17 protein-coding genes are annotated in these 18,398 nt (G+C 71.9%); 8 read left to right on the top strand and 9 right to left on the bottom strand.

The window, feature by feature from the left end:
* Positions 1 to 149: 149 nt before the first annotated feature.
* From SXIM_RS16205 to SXIM_RS16195, 3 genes are read left to right on the top strand one after another with little or no spacing between them, the layout of a single operon-like run.
* Positions 150 to 557, top strand: coding sequence for an ATP-binding protein (locus tag SXIM_RS16205; protein ID WP_030729282.1), 408 nt, complete (start codon positions 150 to 152; stop codon positions 555 to 557).
* Positions 557 to 790 carry a hypothetical protein gene (locus tag SXIM_RS16200; protein WP_030729286.1) on the top strand — a complete coding sequence of 78 codons (234 nt, stop codon included), beginning with the start codon at positions 557 to 559 and terminating at the stop codon, positions 788 to 790. The genes SXIM_RS16205 and SXIM_RS16200 overlap by 1 nt, the downstream gene beginning before the upstream one ends.
* A 2-nt stretch (positions 791 to 792) precedes the next feature.
* Positions 793 to 1,326 carry a GNAT family N-acetyltransferase gene (locus SXIM_RS16195; protein ID WP_046724501.1) on the top strand — a complete coding sequence of 178 codons (534 nt, stop codon included), beginning with the start codon at positions 793 to 795 and terminating at the stop codon, positions 1,324 to 1,326.
* On the opposite strand, the gene SXIM_RS16190 is transcribed toward SXIM_RS16195, so the two are convergent.
* On the bottom strand, positions 1,316 to 3,244 hold the full coding sequence (locus tag SXIM_RS16190) for an elongation factor G (protein ID WP_425473467.1): 1,929 nt from the start codon (positions 3,242 to 3,244) through the stop codon (positions 1,316 to 1,318). The genes SXIM_RS16195 and SXIM_RS16190 overlap by 11 nt on opposite strands.
* Positions 3,245 to 3,388: 144 nt before the next feature.
* Positions 3,389 to 4,921, bottom strand: coding sequence for an MFS transporter (locus tag SXIM_RS16185; protein ID WP_053116218.1), 1,533 nt, complete (start codon positions 4,919 to 4,921; stop codon positions 3,389 to 3,391).
* Positions 4,922 to 5,022: 101 nt separating this feature from the next.
* Here SXIM_RS16185 and SXIM_RS16180 point away from each other — a divergent pair, with 101 nt between their 5' ends.
* Positions 5,023 to 5,781, top strand: a complete 759-nt coding sequence (locus SXIM_RS16180) for a TetR/AcrR family transcriptional regulator C-terminal domain-containing protein (protein WP_046724497.1) — start codon at positions 5,023 to 5,025, stop codon at positions 5,779 to 5,781.
* A gap of 112 nt (positions 5,782 to 5,893) precedes the next feature.
* On the opposite strand, the gene SXIM_RS16175 is transcribed toward SXIM_RS16180, so the two are convergent.
* Positions 5,894 to 6,880, bottom strand: coding sequence for an ArsR/SmtB family transcription factor (locus SXIM_RS16175; protein WP_046724496.1), 987 nt, complete (start codon positions 6,878 to 6,880; stop codon positions 5,894 to 5,896).
* Between the two features lie 284 nt (positions 6,881 to 7,164).
* On the opposite strand from SXIM_RS16175, the gene SXIM_RS16170 reads away from it, so the two are divergent.
* From SXIM_RS16170 to SXIM_RS16160, 3 genes are all read left to right on the top strand, one after another.
* Positions 7,165 to 7,971: a class I SAM-dependent methyltransferase gene (locus SXIM_RS16170; RefSeq protein ID WP_174864322.1), complete on the top strand. Its 807-nt coding sequence runs from the start codon at positions 7,165 to 7,167 to the stop codon at positions 7,969 to 7,971.
* 290 nt (positions 7,972 to 8,261) lie between these two features.
* A complete protein-coding gene (locus SXIM_RS16165) occupies positions 8,262 to 8,630 on the top strand; it encodes a hypothetical protein (protein ID WP_043177080.1) in 369 nt (122 codons plus the stop codon).
* Positions 8,631 to 8,771: 141 nt separating this feature from the next.
* Complete coding sequence (locus tag SXIM_RS16160; protein WP_030729309.1) at positions 8,772 to 9,008, top strand: chaplin; 237 nt, start codon at positions 8,772 to 8,774, stop codon at positions 9,006 to 9,008.
* A gap of 66 nt (positions 9,009 to 9,074) precedes the next feature.
* On the opposite strand, the gene SXIM_RS16155 is transcribed toward SXIM_RS16160, so the two are convergent.
* The 5 genes from SXIM_RS16155 to SXIM_RS16135 all read right to left on the bottom strand — a co-directional run bounded on the left by SXIM_RS16155 (position 9,075) and on the right by SXIM_RS16135 (position 14,515).
* Positions 9,075 to 10,598 carry a tripartite tricarboxylate transporter permease gene (locus tag SXIM_RS16155; RefSeq protein ID WP_030729312.1) on the bottom strand — a complete coding sequence of 508 codons (1,524 nt, stop codon included), beginning with the start codon at positions 10,596 to 10,598 and terminating at the stop codon, positions 9,075 to 9,077.
* Complete coding sequence (locus SXIM_RS16150; RefSeq protein WP_046724492.1) at positions 10,598 to 11,251, bottom strand: tripartite tricarboxylate transporter TctB family protein; 654 nt, start codon at positions 11,249 to 11,251, stop codon at positions 10,598 to 10,600. Before SXIM_RS16150 ends, SXIM_RS16155 begins: the two co-directional genes overlap by 1 nt.
* A complete protein-coding gene (locus SXIM_RS16145) occupies positions 11,248 to 12,300 on the bottom strand; it encodes a tripartite tricarboxylate transporter substrate binding protein (protein WP_078635290.1) in 1,053 nt (350 codons plus the stop codon). The genes SXIM_RS16150 and SXIM_RS16145 overlap by 4 nt, the downstream gene beginning before the upstream one ends.
* Positions 12,301 to 12,418: 118 nt before the next feature.
* The gene (locus SXIM_RS16140) at positions 12,419 to 13,927 is read right to left on the bottom strand and encodes a sodium:solute symporter family protein (RefSeq protein WP_046724491.1); all 1,509 of its coding nucleotides are present in this window, start codon (positions 13,925 to 13,927) and stop codon (positions 12,419 to 12,421) included.
* 144 nt (positions 13,928 to 14,071) lie between these two features.
* On the bottom strand, positions 14,072 to 14,515 hold the full coding sequence (locus SXIM_RS16135) for a DUF6069 family protein (protein WP_043177081.1): 444 nt from the start codon (positions 14,513 to 14,515) through the stop codon (positions 14,072 to 14,074).
* Between the two features lie 437 nt (positions 14,516 to 14,952).
* Between SXIM_RS16135 and SXIM_RS16125 the strand changes: the two genes are divergently transcribed.
* On the top strand, positions 14,953 to 15,444 hold the full coding sequence (locus tag SXIM_RS16125) for a MarR family winged helix-turn-helix transcriptional regulator (protein WP_030729325.1): 492 nt from the start codon (positions 14,953 to 14,955) through the stop codon (positions 15,442 to 15,444).
* 54 nt (positions 15,445 to 15,498) lie between these two features.
* On the opposite strand, the gene SXIM_RS16120 is transcribed toward SXIM_RS16125, so the two are convergent.
* Positions 15,499 to 18,357 carry an FAD-binding and (Fe-S)-binding domain-containing protein gene (locus SXIM_RS16120; protein WP_046724489.1) on the bottom strand — a complete coding sequence of 953 codons (2,859 nt, stop codon included), beginning with the start codon at positions 18,355 to 18,357 and terminating at the stop codon, positions 15,499 to 15,501.
* Between the last annotated feature and the right edge of the window lie 41 nt (positions 18,358 to 18,398).

Genomic DNA, 18,398 nt, shown 5'->3' with positions numbered 1-18,398 from the left:
GCTCCCCTCGCTCGGACGCCCTGTTTCGCGGACTATCTCATAGTCCAACTCACGAATCACGCATGATTCACCGTTCGATTCACATATGAGTCACAACACCCTATGGTGGCGGACAGTGACTCGGCGAACACGCTTCCCCGGGAGGGAACATGACGCTGCCCGCCATCCGCTCGTACCGCCTCACCGCGCCCAACGCGCCCGATACGCCGCGGCTCGCCCGCGACCATGTCGCGTACGTCCTGCTGGGCAACCGGCTGCTGGGGCTCGCCGACACCGCGCGGCTGCTGGTCAGTGAGGTGGTGACCAACGTCTACGAGCACACGGCCACTTCCGTCGTCGCCGTCGAGACCACCATCCGGCCGGGTCAGGTACTGGTCGCCGTGCACGACGCGTCGCCCCGGGGGATTCCGCCGCGCCGGGCGCTGCCCGAGGGCGAGGAGGAGTGCGGACGCGGGCTGTCGCTCGTGGAGTTGCTGGCCCGGTCCTGGGGCGTGACGCAGCTCGGGTACCCGGAGCCGGTCGGCAAATCGGTGTGGTTCGAGCTGCGGGACGCCTGATGGAGGACGCGACGCTCGGGCTCATCGGTCTCGCCACCCTCCTCGGCGGGACGGTCGGCGCCGTCGGTATCGCCGTGGCCCTGACGCCCCGCCCGCCGCGCGGCTGTCTGCCGCCGCCGCTGGAGCGGCCTGGGACCGTGTACACCTGCCGCTGCTGGCTCTACCCGGTGCGGGTCGGCGTGCTCGCCGAGGACGGGAACGGGGATTGTCAGACCCCGGCCGTAGGGTCCTGACCATGAACGGAGAAGTGCGACTGGTGCCCTGGAGCGACGAGGACTTCTGGGTGTTGGAGGCGTGCAACACTCCGGCCATGACCGCGAATCTCGGCGGTCCGGAGAGCGCGGAGAAGCTGGCCGACCGGCACCGCAGGTACGTCGCCCTGCGCGGTCCCGGGCGAATGTACCGGGTGGAGCTGGCGGCGACCGGGGAGACGGTGGGCTCCATCGGGTACTGGGAGCACCAGCAGGACGACGGCGAGACCGTGTGGGAGACGGGGTGGTCGGTGCTGTCCGCGTTCCAGGGCCGAGGACTGGCAGCGGCGGCGGCCCAGTCCCTCATCGAGGTGGTCCGGGCCGCCGGGGGGCCGCACCGCACGCTGCACGCCTACCCGCGCACGTCACACGGCGCCTCCAACGCCGTGTGCCGCAAGGCGGGGTTCCAGCTCGCCGGGACGCTCACCTTCGAGTATCCGAAGGGGCACTGGGAGACCTCCCACGACTGGTGGGTCGACGTGAGCGCCACGGCGCGGCCCACCGCCGCTACGCCGTGACCCTGCGGACCACCGCCAGCAGATAGTCCTTCCTGTTGAGCGGGTTGTGGTCCGTGCGCTCCCGGTGCGGTGGCGGCCCCTGGACGGGCCGGTGGTGGTCGAAGTCCGCCTCCAGGGACGCCTCGCCCCGGGTCAGTCCGGGGAGTTGCTGTTCCAGGCGGTGCACGGCCGCCGCCGGGATCGCGCCCTCCAGTACGCATCCGGTGTGCTGCGTGCGCGGGTTGTCCGGCACCGCACGCAGCCGGGCCAGGACCGACATGACGGGGCCGAGCGTGTCGGCCGGCAGGTCCAGGCGGAAGCGGTGCATCGGCTCGTGCGCCCGTGTTCCGGCCCGGCGCAGCGCCGCCATCAGTACCAGCGGGGTGAGGTGCCGGAAGTCCGCGCCCGTACTCGACATGCTCTTGTCGAAGATCGCGTGCGCGTGGCTCTGGCGCGGGGAGTACCCGGAGTGCGTCATGGTGACGACCACGTCGGGGATCTCCCAGCCGTACAGGCCCTCCCGCAGGGTGGACCGTACGGTGTCCTCCACCGCCGCCATGAAGGCGTAGGGCATGGAGCCGAGTTCGACGCCGAGCCGGTACGTCACCCCGCTGCCCACGGGTGCCGGCTCCACGCGCAGGCCGACCGTGGCCAGGAAGGGGTTGCCGTTCTTCTTGTTGAACTCGACGGCCTCGCCCGTTCCCGTGAGGCGTTCCACGTGGATCGTGGTCGTCTCGCGGAAGGTCGCCGCCACCCCGTACTCGTGCGCCAGGGTGGCCTGGATGACCTCCTTCTGCACCTCGCCGTACAGCGACACGGCGATCTCGCGGCGCAGGTCGTCCTGGCGCAGGTTGATCAGCGGGTCCTGTTCGGCGAGCTGGGCGAGTGCGGCGTGCAGCGTGCCCTTCTCGCCGGGGCGGCACGGCTCGACCACCGTCTCCAGGGTGGGGGCCGGGAAGTGGCCACCGGCGGCGCCCGCCGGGACGGTGCCGATGGGGTCGCCGACGCGTACCCCGCTCAGGCCCCACAGCTTCGCGATCTGCCCGGCCGTCACGGACGCGCGGCGGATGTCCGTGCCGCGTTCGCGGTCGAAGACGCCGATCGCCGTCACCTTCTCCTCCGGGCCGCCGGGCAGCCGGTCGCGGACGGCCAGGGTGCCCGCGAACAGCCGCGCGTACGCGATCCGTTCCCCCGCCGGGCCGCGTTCGACCTTGAAGACCCGGCCGGAGACGGGTGCCCCGGGGTCGCCCGCGCTCGCCGGGAGGAACTCCCGGATGCCGCTGAGCAGCGCGTCCGTGCCCTCCCCGGTGATGGCCGAGCCCTGGTACACCGGGTGGACGCGGGCGCGGCCGGTCTGGGCGGCGAGGGCGGCGCGCAGCCGGGCACGCGGGAGGGGCCCGTCCGCGTCGAGGTAGGCGGCGAGGAGGTCGTCGTCCCGCTCGGCGAGGATCTCGGCCAGTTCGTCGTCCGGTGCGGTGGGCGCGACGACAGCCGGGGTGAGCCGGGTGCGCAGTTCGTCCAGGACGGCTTGCGGCCGGGCGCCGGAGCGGTCGGTCTTGTTGATGAAGACGAGGGTGGGGATGCGCAGCCGGCGCAGGGTGCGCATCAGGACGCGGGTCTGCGCCTGGACGCCCTCCACGGCGGAGACGACGAGCACCGCGCCGTCGAGCACGCCGAGGACCCGTTCCACCTCGGCGATGAAGTCCGGGTGTCCGGGGGTGTCGATGAGGTTGACCGTGGTGTCCTCGTCGAGGGCGAAGGCGACCACCGCGGATCTGATGGTGATGCCGCGCTGCCGTTCGAGGGACATCGAGTCGGTCTGGGTGTTGCCGTCATCGACGCTGCCGATCGCGTCGATGACTCCGGCGGCGTACAGCAGCCGCTCGGTCAGGCTGGTCTTTCCGGCGTCAACATGGGCGAGGATTCCCAGGTTCACCATACGCACTGAGCGTCATGTCCTCCGTGTAGGCGGTGATGAGCTGCTGGGGCGTGCGCGTTGTCCTCATGGTGGTCTCCTCGCGTGGTGAGGGGTCGATGTGCCGGTGCAGAAGTGCAGCAGACGCCCGCCGGGCGGGCAACCGGTTTAGGGGCGGGCGCGGAGCAGCCTGACTCCGGTCCGGAGCAGGTCGACGAGCATGATGTACGTCCAGATCTTGCCCGCGCCGTAGATCCAGCCGGGGGCACCGTCGTCCGGGGTGCCGCCGTTGAGGGTGGTGAGCAGGTCCTCGGTGAACAGGTCCTGGATCCAGGACAGGTCCAGGGCGAGGAGGACGAGCTGGGCGGCGGTGAACAGGGCGAGGTGGCCGACCAGGGCGCGGGTGGAGGGCGGCGGTTTCGGGGCGGGTGACGGCTCGGGCTCCGGCTCCGGGTCGGGTGCGGCGTCCGGTACGGGGACGGGGACGGGTGCGGGCGCGGGCGCGGGTGGCGGGGTGTCCGCGACGCCCATGCGGCGCACGGCGGCCGGGGAGATCACCGCGCCGGACAGCAGGATCGCCGCCGCGACGAGGCAGCAGGCCGTCCAGCCGGCCCGCTCGTACAGCACGCCGGCCGCGAGCGCGCCGAGCAGGGCGCCGAACAGTCCGGCCGACTCGTACACCCCCATGCCGCGTCCGACGCGCGCCCCGGACGCCTCGGCGACCACCGCCTGCTGGATCGGCATGACGGCGGCCCAGGACAGGCCGCTGAGGATCCACAGGGCGGCGATGACGTACGGGTTGGGCGCCCAGGCCAGGCCGGTGGCGAAGGCCGTTCCGGACAGCGAGGCGGCCATCAGGACGCGGGCGCGGCCGAACCGCACCACGTACGTGTGCATGCGTTCGGCGGCCAGGCTCATGGCGATGGCGCCGGGGAGGAAGACGAAGGCGATGCTCATGACGTCCAGCCCGAACTCGCGCTGGAGCAGGAACAGCAGGAGGAGCGAAAGGGCGGCCTCTGCGGTCGTGGTCAGCGCGACGGCCAGCAGCATGGGGCGCAGCCGGCGGCTGACGGCCCGGATGCCGCCGTGGGCCGCGTCCGTCTCCCCGGGCGCGGTCGGCGGGCCGCCGGGGGCGCGCAGCAGCAGGACGGCCGCTGTCACGCAGGCCGCCGCGCACAGCAGGAAGACGCCGGTGTAGTCGATCCTGACGAGCAGCACGAAGCCGGTCACGAAGGCGACCCAGGAGCCGGTCTCCTGGGCGGAGAACAGGCGGGGGAAGACGGCGGAGTCGGCGGCGAGGCGTTCGCTGACGATGGCGCTGACCGCGACCCACAGCAGGGCGCCGCCGATGCCGCCGAGCGCGGCGGCCAGGTAGGCGGGGGCGGGGCCGGTGGCGAGGGCGTAGCCGGTGGCCGAGGCGGCGTACAGCAGGGCGCCGGCGGCGGCGACGCGGCGGCGGTCGCGGGTGTCGGCGAGGACGCCGGCGAACGGGCGGGCGACGAGCGAGGACAGCATCTCGACGGCGAGCAGGACGCCGACCTCGGTGGCGCCGAGGCCGAGGGCGGCGCCGGCCCACAGGGGCAGGAGGAAGTCGAGGAGTTCGGCGGGTCCGCTGGTGAGGGTGGCGGCGAGCAGGGTGAGGCGTTCGCGGCGGGGTCCGCGCGGGTGGTCCGCCGCCTCCGTTCCGGTGTCGGTGGTCATGGCTGCCGTCCCCGCCCCCTGTCGCGTCCTCGTCCCGTCCCCACGGGATACGCCGAACGTCGTTCGATGATATTACGCCGAACGATAGCCTGAGCGTCGAGATGAGTGCGAAGGACAACCAGCGGCGCATCCTGGGGCTGCTCTGGAACGACCCCGCCACCGCGCCGCGCGGTGCGCGCGGGCCCGAGCGCGGGCTGACGCTGGACCAGATCGTGGCCGCCGCCATCGAGGTGGCCGAGGCGGAGGGCCTGGCCGCGCTGTCCATGCGGCGGGTCGCGGCCGAGGTGGGCGTGGGGACGGCCTCCCTGTACACCTACCTGCGCGGCAAGGCGGAGCTGGAGGCGCTCATGCTGGACGCGGTCGCCCTCGGCCCGACGCTGCCGCACGAGTGGCCCGGCGACTGGCGGGCGAAGCTGGAGGCGTGGGCCCTGGACGACTGGGAGGCGATCCGCCGCCACCCCTGGACCCTGCACCTGCACGGCGCCGACCGGGTGCCGGGGCCCAACCAGCTGCGCTGGCTCGACTCCATGCTGCGGGTCTTCGAGGGCACCGGGCTGACGGAGGCCGAGAAGCTGGCCGCGATCGAGTCGCTGGACGCGTACAGCCGGGGCCTGGGGCTGCTGCGGGCGGAGATCGAGCAGCCGGCCGGGACGGAGGCACAGGCGTACGACGTGGCCGACCGCAACGCGGGGCTGCGGGAGCTGGTCGACTTCTCCGCCTACCCCGCCCTGCGCACCGCGATCCTGGCCGGCGCCGCCCCGTACTCCGGCGACCCGTTCCGCTTCGGCCTGCGCCTGCTCCTGGACGGCATCGAAACCCTGATCGCCGCCCGCCGCGCCGCGCCGCCCGGGGACGCGTGAGGGCGGGCCGGACACGGCATCGATCAGCGCGGGCCGGTGGGCACCTCGGTGAGGAAGAAGAGGACGGCCATCCCGGTCGGCGGCGCCTCAAAAGCAGTGCTGGTCCGATCCCTCAGCCCGTACCGCCTACCAGTGCCTCGCCGAGCGGGGTGCGCCGGTAGAGCACCGACCGTCCGGACCGGGCGCGGACGAGCAGTCCCGCGCCTCGCAGGATGGCGAGGTGGTCTCCCACCGCGCCGGTTGTCATGGCGAGGCTTCGGGCGAGGTGGCTGGTACTGGCCGGGGCGTCCAGCGCCAACAGCAGCCGGGCTCGGGACCGGCCGATCAGAGCGGTCAGCGTGTCCGGCCGGGGGACGGCCTCCTGTTCGCCCCACAGGGCGGCGGTGCCGCGGGCACGGTAGACCAAGGTTCTGGGCCAGGGCCAGGGGTCTGAAAGGTGGGCGGCGATATTCGCGACGAAGACCGAAGGGATCAGCAGGAGTCCGTCGCCGGTGAGGTGGACCGGTTCGACGTGGGCGAAGTGGCCGATCTCGATACCGCCGGCTTGCCAGGTGATGCTCGGGTGCAGGCTCTCGATGGTCGTGACCCATCCGTGTTCGCCGATCGCCCCCACCCGGTGCACGACGTCGCGCTCACAGATCGCGCGCAGTTGCGGCCAGTCCGCGGCGAGCAGCTCGTGCCAGGCCCGGTCCATCGCCTCGGCGATCCTGGAGACGGCGTCCGGCGAGTCCAGCACCGCGCGTACGCGGGGATCACGGGCGGACGCGCCGGTCGCGTGGGTGGTGATCTCGTGGCGGGCCGCTTCCAGCGGTGTGGCCCGGATCGTGGCCAGGTCGTCTGCCCAGGTCTGGTTGAGGCCGCGAGGGGGCGGAGCGACGAAGCTCGGTCCGGATCGCGGGTTGTGCAGGGCGAGGGCGGCGTTCAGTTCACTCTCCCGGCGAAGCCGTTCAAAGGCCGGGAGGAGCCGGGAGGCCCAGGCTCGCGGCAGCGGTCTGTCCTGGCCGGCGAGTGAGCGCAGCAGCAGGCAGAGGTCCAGCGCGGGCGACAGCGCGAAGCGGCTGCGCAGCAGGTCCTCGACGGAGACTTCGAAGCGGAGCACCGCGCCATGCTAGCGAGGGATGTCTGTTCCGATTCGTCCAGCGACGAATCATTGGTGAGTGACGTGGGAGCACGGTGAGGCTGGGCGGTACCGAACAGCGTGCGTGCGGTTCTCCCGCGCGGCGACCGTCGCCGGTCGGGTCGGTGGAGAGCGGTCACGCACCCCGCCCTCACCCCACGTCTCCCTGACAGAGAGTCATCCCCACGGGCCTCGGCTCTGCCGGCCGTCGCGGACCACGTACGGGATCTTGAGACCACGAACAGCCCATGAAAGGTTCATGCCACATGATCGATGAATTCGCGAAGGACAACAGCGAGCGCCAGGAGCTTGTGATGTCCGTCAGGCTGGCCTCGCCGGCCGCGGTGGGTGTGGATCCGCCGAAGGTCAATGATTACAACAGCTTCGCCCAGGCGTACGCGGCCGTGAACGAGACCAACCTGGTGAATGCCTACTACGAGCGTCCGGCGATGCTGGCCCTGGTCGGGGAGGCGGCCGGGCGGCGGATCCTCGACGCCGGCTGCGGATCGGGGCTGCTGTGTGCCGCGTTGCGCGATCGTGGTGCCCTGGTGAGTGGCTTCGATTCGAGCGCCGAGATGCTGGAGCTGGCCCGGCGGCGGCTCGGCGACGGTGCGGACCTGCGGGTGACGGACCTGGGTGGCCCGCTTCCTTACCCTGATGACGCGTTCGACGATGTCGTCGCGTCCCTGGTCCTGCACTACCTGGAGGACTGGGGGCCCGCTCTGGCCGAGCTGCGGCGTGTCCTCAGGCCCGGCGGTCGGCTGATCGCTTCGGTCGACCATCCCTTCGCCGTCACCCTCATGCACCGCGAGGTCGGCCGGGAGGCCGAGTGCGACTACTTCGACACCACCAACTGGACCACGGAGTGGACCATAGGCAGCCAGACCGCCCTGGTGAGTCGCTGGCACAGGCCGCTGCACGCGACGATCGAGGCGTTTACCGGCGCCGGTTTCCGGATCGAGGTCATCAGCGAGCCGGATCCTGATCCCGCCGCCCACGAACGGTTTCCCGAGGCCATCGCGGCCATGCCGCGCTTCCTGTCCTTCCTGTTCTTCGTCCTGCGGTCCGAGTAGCCACCGGAACAACCAGTTGCTGCGGAACGGTCAGCCGTCCTCGTCGTCGGCCGCCAGGCCGCAGAGCCTCGCGCTGCCGGTCCTCCACCAGCTCGACCGGGCAGACCTCCAGGGACCGGCGGAGGGAAAGGGCGGGTAAGTGGTCAGACATACGCCTTGCACCTTTCCTTTGCTTTCACATCAGGTCGGTAGAGAACATGGGGGTATGTGACAGGCCCGGATGGGCACATCTTCCGCTGTGCCGCCCGTAACGGGGGACGGCATCCACAGCGGAAGAAAGCAGTGAGCACATGCGCAACAGCTGTACGAAGGTGCTGATGGCGGTCGCCGCCGGTCTCCTCCTCACCGGCGCCTCCGTCGGGCCCGCCGTCGCCGCGCCGCAGAGCGCGCCCGCCGCCCCCGCAGCGGCCACGATGGCCACCGGCAACATCACGACGTGGGTCCAGGGCAACGTCCGCAAGGGCGCCTCCACCAGCTACAACATCGCCTACACCGTCAAGGCCAACCAGCAGCTCATGGGCGTGTGCTGGCTGACCGGCGGAACGGTGGACGCCAACGGGATCAGCCACAACAAGTGGGTGAAGCTCTCGGACGGCAACTACATCTGGGGCGGCCTGCTGAAGGGGAACGAGACGGGCGGGATCTCCACCAAGTGCTGAGCCCCTGACCCAACGCTCCGACCGGGAAACGGGGGCAGGCGCGCCCTCGATCAGGTGAATACGGGGAAAAGTCCACTCCGGGCGGTCTGATCGGTTCTGACGCTCCGCGTCGCTCCATCCGTTTTCCGTACTGGAGAGAACATGCGTATTCGTACCACCATCGCCGCCACCGCCCTGGCGGCGGCCGGTGTCCTCGGTTCCGCCGGTGTCGCCTCCGCCGACGCCGAGGCCTTCGGCGTCGCGTCCCACTCCCCGGGCGTGCTGTCCGGCAACGTCGTCCAGATCCCGGTCGAGCTGGGCGTGAACCTCTGTGGCAACACGATCAACGTCATCGGGCTGCTGAACCCGGCGTTCGGCAACGTCTGCGTCATCGACTGACGTTCTGCCCCACGCATGCGGCCGCCCGCACCCTCACGGGTGCGGGCGGCCGTTCGTGCGGACGGGTTACGCGACCAGCTGCCGCGTCGCCTTCCCCTTGCGCGCCTTGCGGATCCGGTTCACCGTCGTCAGGGCGATGGCCGCCGCCAGCAGCGTGTACAGCGTCACGGCGATGCCGCTGTCGAACAGGATCCCGACGCTGCCCTCGCTGACCGCGAGCGCCCGCCGCAGCTCCGTCTCGGCCAGCGGGCCCAGGATGACGGCGATCAGCACCGGCGCCAGCGGCAGCTCGTAGCGCCGCATCATGAAGCCCAGCAGGCCGATGCCCAGCAGCAGCATCAGGTCGAACGCCGACGCCGAGGTGGCGTAGATGCCCAGGCCGCAGAAGACCGTGATGCCCGCGTACAGGTAGTGGCGCGGCACCAGCAGCAGCTTCGCCCACATCGGGGCGAACGGCAGGTTGATGATCAGCAGCACGATCATGCCGATGAACAGCGAGGCCAGCAACGTCCACACCAGCTCGGTGTTCCGCTCGAACAGCAGCGGGCCCGGCTGCATCCCGTACTGCTGGAACGCGGCCAGCATGATCGCGGCCGTCGCCGATGTCGGCAGGCCGAGCGCCAGCAGCGCGCCCATCGCCGAACCGGCGGTCGCGTTGCCCGCCGCCTCGGGACCGGCCACACCCTGGATGGCGCCCTTGCCGAACATCTGCTTCTTGCGCCGCTTGTCGAGCTTCTTCTCCGTCGCGTAGGAGAGGAAGGTCGGGACCTCGGAGCCGCCGACCGGGATCACACCGAACGGCACACCGAAGCCCGCGCCGCGCAGCCACGCCGGCCAGGCCAGCTTCACATCGCCGCGGCTCAGCCACGGACGCCCGGTGAAGGCCACCCGCGCCGTGGGCGGGTCGCGGTGGATGCGGGAGGCCACGAACAGCACCTCGCCCAGGGCCAGCAGACCGACCGTGATGACGACGATCGACACCCCGTCGAACAGCGGTGGCAGATCCATCGTGAAGCGCGAGGCCCCGGAGGAGCCGTCAATGCCGATCAGCGCCAGCGACAGGCCGATGACCAGGGATATCGAGCCCTTGATGACGGAGTCGGCGACCACTGTCGCCGTGGCCGCGAAGGCGAAGACGGCCAGCGCGAAGTACTCGGCCGGGCCGAAGAGCCCGGCGAGGTCGGCCAGGCGCGGGGCGAAGAACACCACCAGGGTGGTGGCGATGATGCCGCCGATGAACGCGCCGATGGCGGAGGTGGCCAGTGCCTGTGGCGCGCGCCCCGCCTTGGCCATCTTGTGGCCCTCGATGGTGGTGGCGATGGCCGAGCTGTTGCCGGGTGTGTTGAGCAGGATGCCGGTCGTCGAGTCGCCGAACAGGCCACCGTAGTAGACGCCGGCGAACATGATGAACGCGCCGGTCGGGTCCAGGCTGAAGGTCACCGGCAGCAGCAGCGCCACCGCCATCGCCGAGCCCAGGCCCGGCAGCACGCCGACGGCCGTGCCGAGCATGGCGCCGACGACGACCCACAGCAGGTTCATCGGGGTGAACGCCCCGGCGAACCCGTCGAGGAGATGCGATATCGGGTCCATCACAGCACCCCTCCCAGAATGCCGGCGGGCAGGTTGAGGCCGAGCCCGGCGGAGAAGGCGAGCTGAACGATGGCGGAGAAGGCGAGCGACAGGCTCATGTCGAACAGCGGGCGCTTGCCGTCGAGGGCGTAGGCCACTCCGAAGAAGAGGAGGGCGGCGGAGAGCAGCCAGCCGACCGGTTCGAGGGCGACGGTGAACAGCACGAAGGTGCCGATGATGATGCCGACGCTGCGCCAGTCGGTGTGGGTGCGGTGCTGCGGCGTCGTGGTGCGGGGCCGCTGCGCGGGTGCGGGCGCGGGCGCGTCGGTGTGCGCGGCGGCCTCGGTGTCAGGGGCCTCGGTTCCGGTTGCGGCCTCGTCGCCGGGCGCCTCCGCGCCCGGCGGCAGCGGCGGCGCGCTCGGGTGGCGGATGACCTTCCAGGCGAGGACGGCGGTCAGCAGGTAGGCCAGACCCGTGACGATCCACGGGAAGAACTGCGGCCCGGGCGAGCCGGCGGTGGGGGGCACGGTCATGGTGAGCGTGCCGTGGGTGAGGAAGACGGCGAGCGCCAGCAGCACGGCCACGACGATGAATTCGCTGCGGCCCTTCCAGAAGGACGGTGTGTCCGGCGCGGCGGACGCCGGCGTCCCGGTTCTCTCGGTCGTGGTGGTCACAGTCCCAGCTCCTCCACGATCTGGTCGATGCGGGCGGTCTCGGTGGTGAGGAACTCCTCGAACTCCTCGCCCACCATGAAGGTGTCCTTCCAGCGGTTGCGGCTCACCGCGTCCGTCCACTGCTCGGAGGCGGCCATCTCGGTGACGATGTCCCGCAGTTCCTGGGTCTCCTCCTCGCTCAGGCCGGGGGGAGCGACCACGCCGCGCCAGTTGGGCAGTGCCACCTGCACGCCCTGCTCGATGAAGGTCGGCACGTCGATGCCGTCGATCGGTTCCTCGGCGGACAGGCCCAGGGCGCGGAAGCGGCCGGTCTGGATCTGGTCGGAGAAGTCGTTGTAGCCGCTGATGCCGGCGTGCACGGTGTGGGAGAGCAGCGCGGTGGTGACCTCGCCGCCGCCGGAGTAGGCGAGGTAGTTGAGCTGCCCGGGGTCGATACCGGACTCGCGGGCGAGCAGCCCGGCCAGCAGGTGGTCGGAGCCGCCGAGCGAGCCGCCGCCGATGGTGGTGCCGCCGGGGTTCTGCCGCCACGCCTCCAGCAGGTCATCGATCGTCTGGAACGGCGAGTCGGCGGGCACCACGACGACGAGGTAGTCGTCGGCGAGCCGGGCGATGGGGGTCACGTCGCTCATGGCGTAATCGGAGCCGGTGACGTTGATGGCGCCCAGCATGACGGTGCCGGTGACCATCAGCAGCGACTCGTCGCCCTCGCGGCCCACGGTCTGGCTGAGGCCGATGGTGCCACCGGCGCCCGGCACGTTGACCACCTGGACGTTGTTCACGACGCCGGAGGAGCGCATCGCCTGCTGCGATTCGCGGGCCGCGAGGTCCCAGCCGCCGCCGGGGGCGGCCGGGGCCATCAGCGTGAGGTTGGTACGGGCGCTGCCGCCGCCGGCGTGGGAGGAGGCGTCGACGACGGCCAGGGCTACCAGGGCGAGCACGACGACCCCGTACAGGCCGGCGAACACCGGCCGTCGGGGGCGCCGGAGGCCCAGTCGGCCCTGCCACACCTCCCTCGCGGCGCTGCGCGGGTGGTGTTCCGGATTACTCATGTGCACCTCAGACAGTTCAACGCGTCGCGCCGCTGTCCCACAGTCCCGTTCGTGGGGGCGGCGTAAGCGGTCATGCTGCCTGCCGGGTCAGCGCCTGTCTGCGGTCTCGGGGGTTAGGTCAGTTAGTGAGGGTTTTGGTCTTTGTGTTAGGCGGCTCGGGGTCGGGGTCCGTGTTCAGGGAGTCGATCAGGGCGTCACGTTCCGCACTGGGTTCGGGGCGCAGCAGCCCGACGACGGTGTACAGGACGAGGGAGGTGGCCAGCGGCAGGCCGACGATCGCGGACTCGCTCGCGCCGTCCACGACGTAGCGCACGACGTACCAGACGCCCAGGCCGCCCGCCCACGAGACGATGGCGGCGGTGGGCCCGACCCGGCGGAACCAGGGCAGCAGGCCGAGCATGAGCGGGATGGAGATGGGTCCCATGGTGGCGGCCACCAGCTGGACGACGGTGTCCAGGACGAATCCCTCGCCGCCGGTGGTGATGGCGATGGTCATGCTGAGGGTCACGAACAGCACGGTGGTGACGCGGGCCATCACCAGCTGGGCCGCCGCGCCCAACCGCTTGACGCGGGGTACGAGGACGGGGGCGATGTCGCGGGTGATGACGGCGGTGATGACGTTGCAGTCGGAGCCGACCATCGCCATGGTGTGGGAGAAGAACCCGGCGAGCATGAGGCCGATGAGTCCGGCCGGGAGGAGTTCGACGGCGAGCGCGACGTAGGACTCCTCGCCGTTGGTGAGGCCGGGCACGATGAGCGGGGCGGCGAACATCGGCAGGAAGAGGATGAAGGGCCACACCAGCCACAGGGCGCTGGAGAGCAGGGCGGAGCGGCGGGCGGCGGAGCCGGAGGGGGAGGCCATGTACCGCTGGGCCAGGTTCCACATGCCGCCGTTGTACTCGAACGTCTTGACCAGCAGGAACGCCAGGATGAGGGTGGTGGTGACGGGTCCGGCGATGGGGTCGCCGTGGCCGTCGGGGAGGTCGCCCCACATGGCCCAGGGGTAGTCGAAACCCAGGCGTGCGCCGACGGCGACGAGCATGACGAATCCGGCCACCGCCTGGATGACGAACTGGCCCATGTCGGTGAGGACATCCGCCCAGATGCCGCCGATGGCGACGTACGCCATGGTGCCGATGCCGGCGATGACGATGCCCCAGACGAGGGGGATGTCGGCGAAGCCCTGGAGGAGGACGGAGATCGCGACCCATTTGGCGGCGATGTCGACGACCTTGAGCGCGGCGCCGCTGTAGGCGAGTACCTGCTGGGTGGGCAGGTTGTAGCGGCGGGCGAGGTATTCGAGCGGGGAGTTGACGCCGTGCTTGGCGCGCAGCCGGTTCCAGCGGGGTGCGAAGACGAACGCGCCGATGCCGATGCCGAGTCCGATGGTGAGCGCCCACCACACGTACACGGTGAAGCCGTAGTCGTAGGCGACGGCGGCGAAGGCGACGAACATGACGGCGCTGTAGCCGGACATGTGGTGCGAGATGCCCGAGAGCCACCAGGGGATGCGCCCTCGGGCGGTGAAGAAGTCGGCGACATCGTGCACGCGGTTCTTGGACCACCAGCCGATGCCGACGATGACGAGGAAGTACGCGGCCACCACGGCCCAGTCCAGAACTGACATAGAGGCGCCCTCATTCACGGATATAAACGCGGGACATTGTCATGAACGGATCGGCGCAACCGTAGTGCCGGACGTGGGCGCTGAAAAGCCCCCGCGGTTCCTGTTGTTGTGCCGGAACCGCGGGGGCTTCCCGCAGGCGGTGTGTCAGTCGCGCGTTCCCCGGTGGAAGAGGGGGATGGCGATGGCGGCCACCGCCGTGTGCATCAGGGCGAGGGTGGCCTTCGTACCGCCGCTGGCGTCGAGGAACACCAGCGGTAAGAAGGAGGCGGCCAGCACGCTCAGCGCGACGATCGTCCATATCCGCAGGGCGCGGGGGGTCCGGCGTTCCAGGAGCACCAGCAGGCCCCAGCCGAGCGCGGCGCCGAGCGCGCCGAGGGCGATGGAGCGCGGCCAGGTGATGGTCAGGGGGTCACCGCCGTTGGACGGCATAACGGCCAGCGCGGCGCCGCCCGCGTTGGCGATGATCCAGATCAGGGCGGTGGAGAGGCCGGCCGCCGCCACCGCAAGCGCTCGGGGCTTCCAGGGGCCGGTGCGTGCGGCGGCGGGGGCGGGGGCGGACGCGGGGGTCGGATGGGCGTCGGTCGTCATGTGTCCTCTTCCTCGATGGGTGGAGTGGACCGCGGGCCGGCCGCCGGCCGGGCGGGCGCGCCGGGACCGGGGGTGCGGCGGGGGCGGGGCCGGGAGCCGGGGCACGGAGGGGCGGCGGGCGCGCGGCCGGGGCGGGCGGGGCCCGGGGCATCGGCGCGGCGGGGGCCACCGCGATCGTCTGTCACCTAAGGGCTCGGCGGCACGGTCGCGCTCCCGCGCGGGCGAGCGATCGCACGGACGGGCTCGGACATGCGAACGCCTCCTGGGGGTCTCCGCGGCCGGGTGGGACCGTACCATGCCGTCCCGTTCGGCATCATCTATTTCGGAACTATTCGCATGCGGAACAACTCCCCTGCCAATGAGGGGAGTTGATCGCAAAGGCAATCGTTCCGCGCCGAGGCTTTCCCGGCCGGTGGCATCTGCCTACGATGGGCGGCGTGAGCGACACCGCACCGGACACCACCTCATCCGGCGCCGACCTGATGTCCCTGCTGTCCTGGAGCGATCGCGCGCTGTCGGCGGAGCTGGCCGCGAACCTGGCCGACCTCGGCATCACCCCCCGGGCCCACCGCGTACTCGCCAAGGCACGCCCGGGCGAACTGACGCAGTCGCAAATCGCCGAGGCCACCGGCCTCGACAAGACCACGATGGTGGTGCTCACCGATCACCTGGAGCGGGAGGGACTGGCCGAGCGCACCCCCTCCCCCAGCGACCGGCGCGTCAAGATCCTGGTCCTCACCGACAAGGGGCGCCGGCTGGTGCGCCGCTCCCAGGAGATCGTGGACCGGACGCACCGCGACGTACTCGACTCCCTGTCACCGGAGTTGCGGACCGGCCTGGTGGAGGCCCTCACCCGGCTCACCACCGGCCGGCTGTCCACCTTCGCCCCCTCCGAACAGCCGCCCCGGCGCCGCCCCGTGCGGCCGTGACCCGGCGGCCGTGACCCGGCGGGCGTCACCCGCCGGGACCGGCGAGCGCCCCGGTCACAGGCCGTCCGCCAGGAGTTCGGCGAGATGGCGGGCCTTGCGGCCGGCCAGCTGATCCAGCTGGGTACGGCAGGAGTAGCCGTCCGCGACCAGCTCGGCGTCCTCGGGGGCGCGGCGTACGGCGGGCAACAGCTGGTCCTCGGCACAGGCCACCGACACGTCGTAATGGCCCTTCTCGAACCCGAAGTTTCCGGCCAGCCCGCAGCAGCCCGCCGACAGCTCGCCGCTGAGACCGGCGCGTTCGCGCAGCCGCCGGTCGGCGGCGTCGCCCAGGATCGCGCTCTGATGGCAGTGGGTCTGCCCGGCCACCGGCCGGTCCAGGCGCGGCGGCTCCCACCCCGGCGCACACTGCTCCAGGGTCTCGGCGAACGTACGGACGGCGTCGGCCAGTTGCCGGGCGCGCGGGTCATCGGGCAGCAGCTCGGGGATGTCGGTGCGCATGGCGGCGGCGCACGGCGGCTCCAGGACGGTCACCGGCAGCCCGGCGTCCAGCGCGGGGGCGAGGTGGTCCAGGGTGCGGCGCATCACCGTGCGGGCGGTGTCGAGCTGGCCGGTGGTCACGTACGTCAGCCCGCAGCACACCGGGCGCGGCGGGACCGTCACCTCCACACCGGCCGCGTCGAACACCCGGACCGCCGCCCGGCCCGCCTCCGGGGCCAGGTAGTTGGTGAAGCTGTCGGGGAACAGCACGATCCGCTCGCGGTCGCGGTTCCCGTCGGCTCCCCGGGCGGCGGCGGGCAGCCGCCGGCCCTGCGCGCGCCACCAGCGGGTGAACGGCTCGGTGGCGATCGCCGGAATGGGACGTTCGGGGGCGATGCCGCCCAGCCGCTTGGCGAGTGCGGCCAGCGGCGGCACCTTGGCGCCCGCGTTGGCCAGCGGTGCCGCGCGCAGCGCCGCCGTCAGCCGCAGCCACTGCGGCAGCCGGCCCATGGCGTAGTGCGCGGCGGGCCGCCGCCGCCCCCGGTAGCGCTGGTGCAGGAACTCCGCCTTGTAGGTGGCCATGTCCACCTCCACCGGGCAATCGCCCCGGCAGCCCTTGCACGACAGGCACAGGTCGAGCGCGTCGGCGACCTCGGAGGACTGCCAGCCGTCCGTGATCACCTCGCCCACCAGCATCTCGTGCAGCAGCCGGGCCCGGCCACGGGTCGAGTGCCGCTCCTCCCCCGTGGCCCGGTAGGAGGGGCACATCACCTGACCCGGACTCGCGGTGGATTCGCGGCACTTGGCGACGCCGACGCAGCGCCGTACGGCGGCCGAGAAGTCCCCGCCGTCGTGCGGGTATCCGAACGCCACCGGCACCGGCTCCTTGGGCAGCCCCGTGAACCGCAGCTGATCGTCCAGCCGGTCCGGGCGGGCCAGCACACCGGGGTTCAGGCCGCCGTCCGGATCGCACAGATCCTTGAACGCGTGGAAGGCGTCCACGAGTTCGGTCCCGTACATGACGGGCAGCAGTTCGGCGCGAGCCAGCCCGTCACCGTGCTCCCCGGACAGCGAACCACCGTGCGCGGCCACCAGCCGCGCCAACTCCGTGCTGAACTCCCGGAACCTGGCGATACCCGGCGCGGTCAGCAGATCGAAGTCGATCCGCACATGGATACAGCCGTCACCGAAGTGCCCGTACGGCAGCCCGCGCAGACCGTAGTCACGCAGCAGGGAGCGGAACTCGCGCAGATAGCCGGCCAGCCGGGCGGGCGGCACCGCGCAGTCCTCCCAGCCCGGCCACGCCTCGCCGCCGTCGGAGAGCCGGGTGGCGGTGCCGGAGGCGTCCTCGCGGATCCGCCACAGGGCGCGCTGCCCGGCCGGGTCGGTGATCAGGGTGTGGCCGGTGGCGCCGTCGGCCACGGCGGCGTCGATCAGCCGGCGGGCGGCGGCCCCCGCCTCGGCCGGGTCGGCGCCGCCCATCTCGACGAACAGCCAGGCGCCGCCGCGCGGCAGGGCGTCCCGGGCGGCCGGGCTGGTGACCAGGTCCTTGGCCATGCCCTCGACGGTGAGCGGACCGTGCGGGAGCAGACCGGCCGCCGCCTCCGCCGCACCCGACTCGTCGGGGTAGCCGAGCACCGCGAGCACCCGGGCGGCCGGGGTCTCCACCAGCCGTACGGTGGCCTCGGTGAGCACGCCCAGGGTCCCCTCGCTGCCGGTGAAGGCGCGTGCCCAGTCCCGGCCGCGCTCGGGCAGCAGCTCGTCCAGGGCGTACCCGGAGATGCGGCGCGGCAGTTCGGGGAAGCCGGTGCGCAGCAGCGCCAGTTCGCGGTTGACGAGGTCCTCGGCGGCCGTCCGCAGGTGGTGCGGCAGGTCGCGTCCGCCCCGGGTGAGCGGCAGCCGTTCGCCGCGGTAGGTGAGGGCGTCCAGGGCGTGCACATTGTCGGCGGTGGTGCCCCAGGCGACGGAGTGCGAGCCGCAGGAGTTGTTGCCGATCATGCCGCCGATGGTGCAGCGGGAGTGGGTGGAGGGGTCGGGCCCGAAGGTCAGCCCGTGCGGCGTGGCGGCGTCGCGCAGCGTGTCACAGATGACGCCGGGCTGGACGACGGCGGTACGGGCCCCGGCGTCCAGGGAGAGGATCCGGTTCATGTGGCGGGTGAAGTCGAGGACGACGCCCACCCCGGTGGCCTGTCCGGCGATGGAGGTGCCGCCGCCGCGCGGGACGACGGGCACGCCGTGCTCGCGGCAGACGGCGAGCGCGGCGGCCACGTCATCGGCGTCGTACGGGGCGACCACCCCGACCGGCACGCGCCGGTAGTTGGAGGCGTCCATGGTGGTCAGGGCCCGGGCGGCGGCGTCGAACTCCACCTCACCGCGCATCACCGCCCGTAGCCCCGCCGCGAGTTCCGTTGTCCCGGTGCTGTGCTGGTGTGCCATGCACCCCAGCGTGCACCGTCGCACCGCACACCGGGAACCGC

The organism is Streptomyces xiamenensis (assembly GCF_000993785.3).
GTDB lineage: Bacteria > Actinomycetota > Actinomycetes > Streptomycetales > Streptomycetaceae > Streptomyces > Streptomyces xiamenensis.
The sequence above is the reverse complement of the archived record's forward strand: the minus strand, read 5'-3'. Positions and strand labels throughout refer to the sequence as shown.

What these genes read in the sequence shown, in the direction of transcription:
- SXIM_RS16205 (WP_030729282.1), top strand. Translation starts at nt 150, where the DNA reads ATGACGCTGCCCGCCATCCGCTCGTACCGCCTCACCGCGCCCAACGCG.
- SXIM_RS16200 (WP_030729286.1), top strand. Translation starts at nt 557, where the DNA reads ATGGAGGACGCGACGCTCGGGCTCATCGGTCTCGCCACCCTCCTCGGC.
- SXIM_RS16195 (WP_046724501.1), top strand. Translation starts at nt 793, where the DNA reads ATGAACGGAGAAGTGCGACTGGTGCCCTGGAGCGACGAGGACTTCTGG.
- SXIM_RS16190 (WP_425473467.1), bottom strand. Translation starts at nt 3,244, where the DNA reads ATGGTGAACCTGGGAATCCTCGCCCATGTTGACGCCGGAAAGACCAGC.
- SXIM_RS16185 (WP_053116218.1), bottom strand. Translation starts at nt 4,921, where the DNA reads ATGACCACCGACACCGGAACGGAGGCGGCGGACCACCCGCGCGGACCC.
- SXIM_RS16180 (WP_046724497.1), top strand. Translation starts at nt 5,023, where the DNA reads ATGAGTGCGAAGGACAACCAGCGGCGCATCCTGGGGCTGCTCTGGAAC.
- SXIM_RS16170 (WP_174864322.1), top strand. Translation starts at nt 7,165, where the DNA reads ATGATCGATGAATTCGCGAAGGACAACAGCGAGCGCCAGGAGCTTGTG.
- SXIM_RS16165 (WP_043177080.1), top strand. Translation starts at nt 8,262, where the DNA reads ATGCGCAACAGCTGTACGAAGGTGCTGATGGCGGTCGCCGCCGGTCTC.
- SXIM_RS16160 (WP_030729309.1), top strand. Translation starts at nt 8,772, where the DNA reads ATGCGTATTCGTACCACCATCGCCGCCACCGCCCTGGCGGCGGCCGGT.
- SXIM_RS16155 (WP_030729312.1), bottom strand. Translation starts at nt 10,598, where the DNA reads ATGGACCCGATATCGCATCTCCTCGACGGGTTCGCCGGGGCGTTCACC.
- SXIM_RS16145 (WP_078635290.1), bottom strand. Translation starts at nt 12,300, where the DNA reads ATGAGTAATCCGGAACACCACCCGCGCAGCGCCGCGAGGGAGGTGTGG.
- SXIM_RS16140 (WP_046724491.1), bottom strand. Translation starts at nt 13,927, where the DNA reads ATGTCAGTTCTGGACTGGGCCGTGGTGGCCGCGTACTTCCTCGTCATC.
- SXIM_RS16135 (WP_043177081.1), bottom strand. Translation starts at nt 14,515, where the DNA reads ATGACGACCGACGCCCATCCGACCCCCGCGTCCGCCCCCGCCCCCGCC.
- SXIM_RS16120 (WP_046724489.1), bottom strand. Translation starts at nt 18,357, where the DNA reads ATGGCACACCAGCACAGCACCGGGACAACGGAACTCGCGGCGGGGCTA.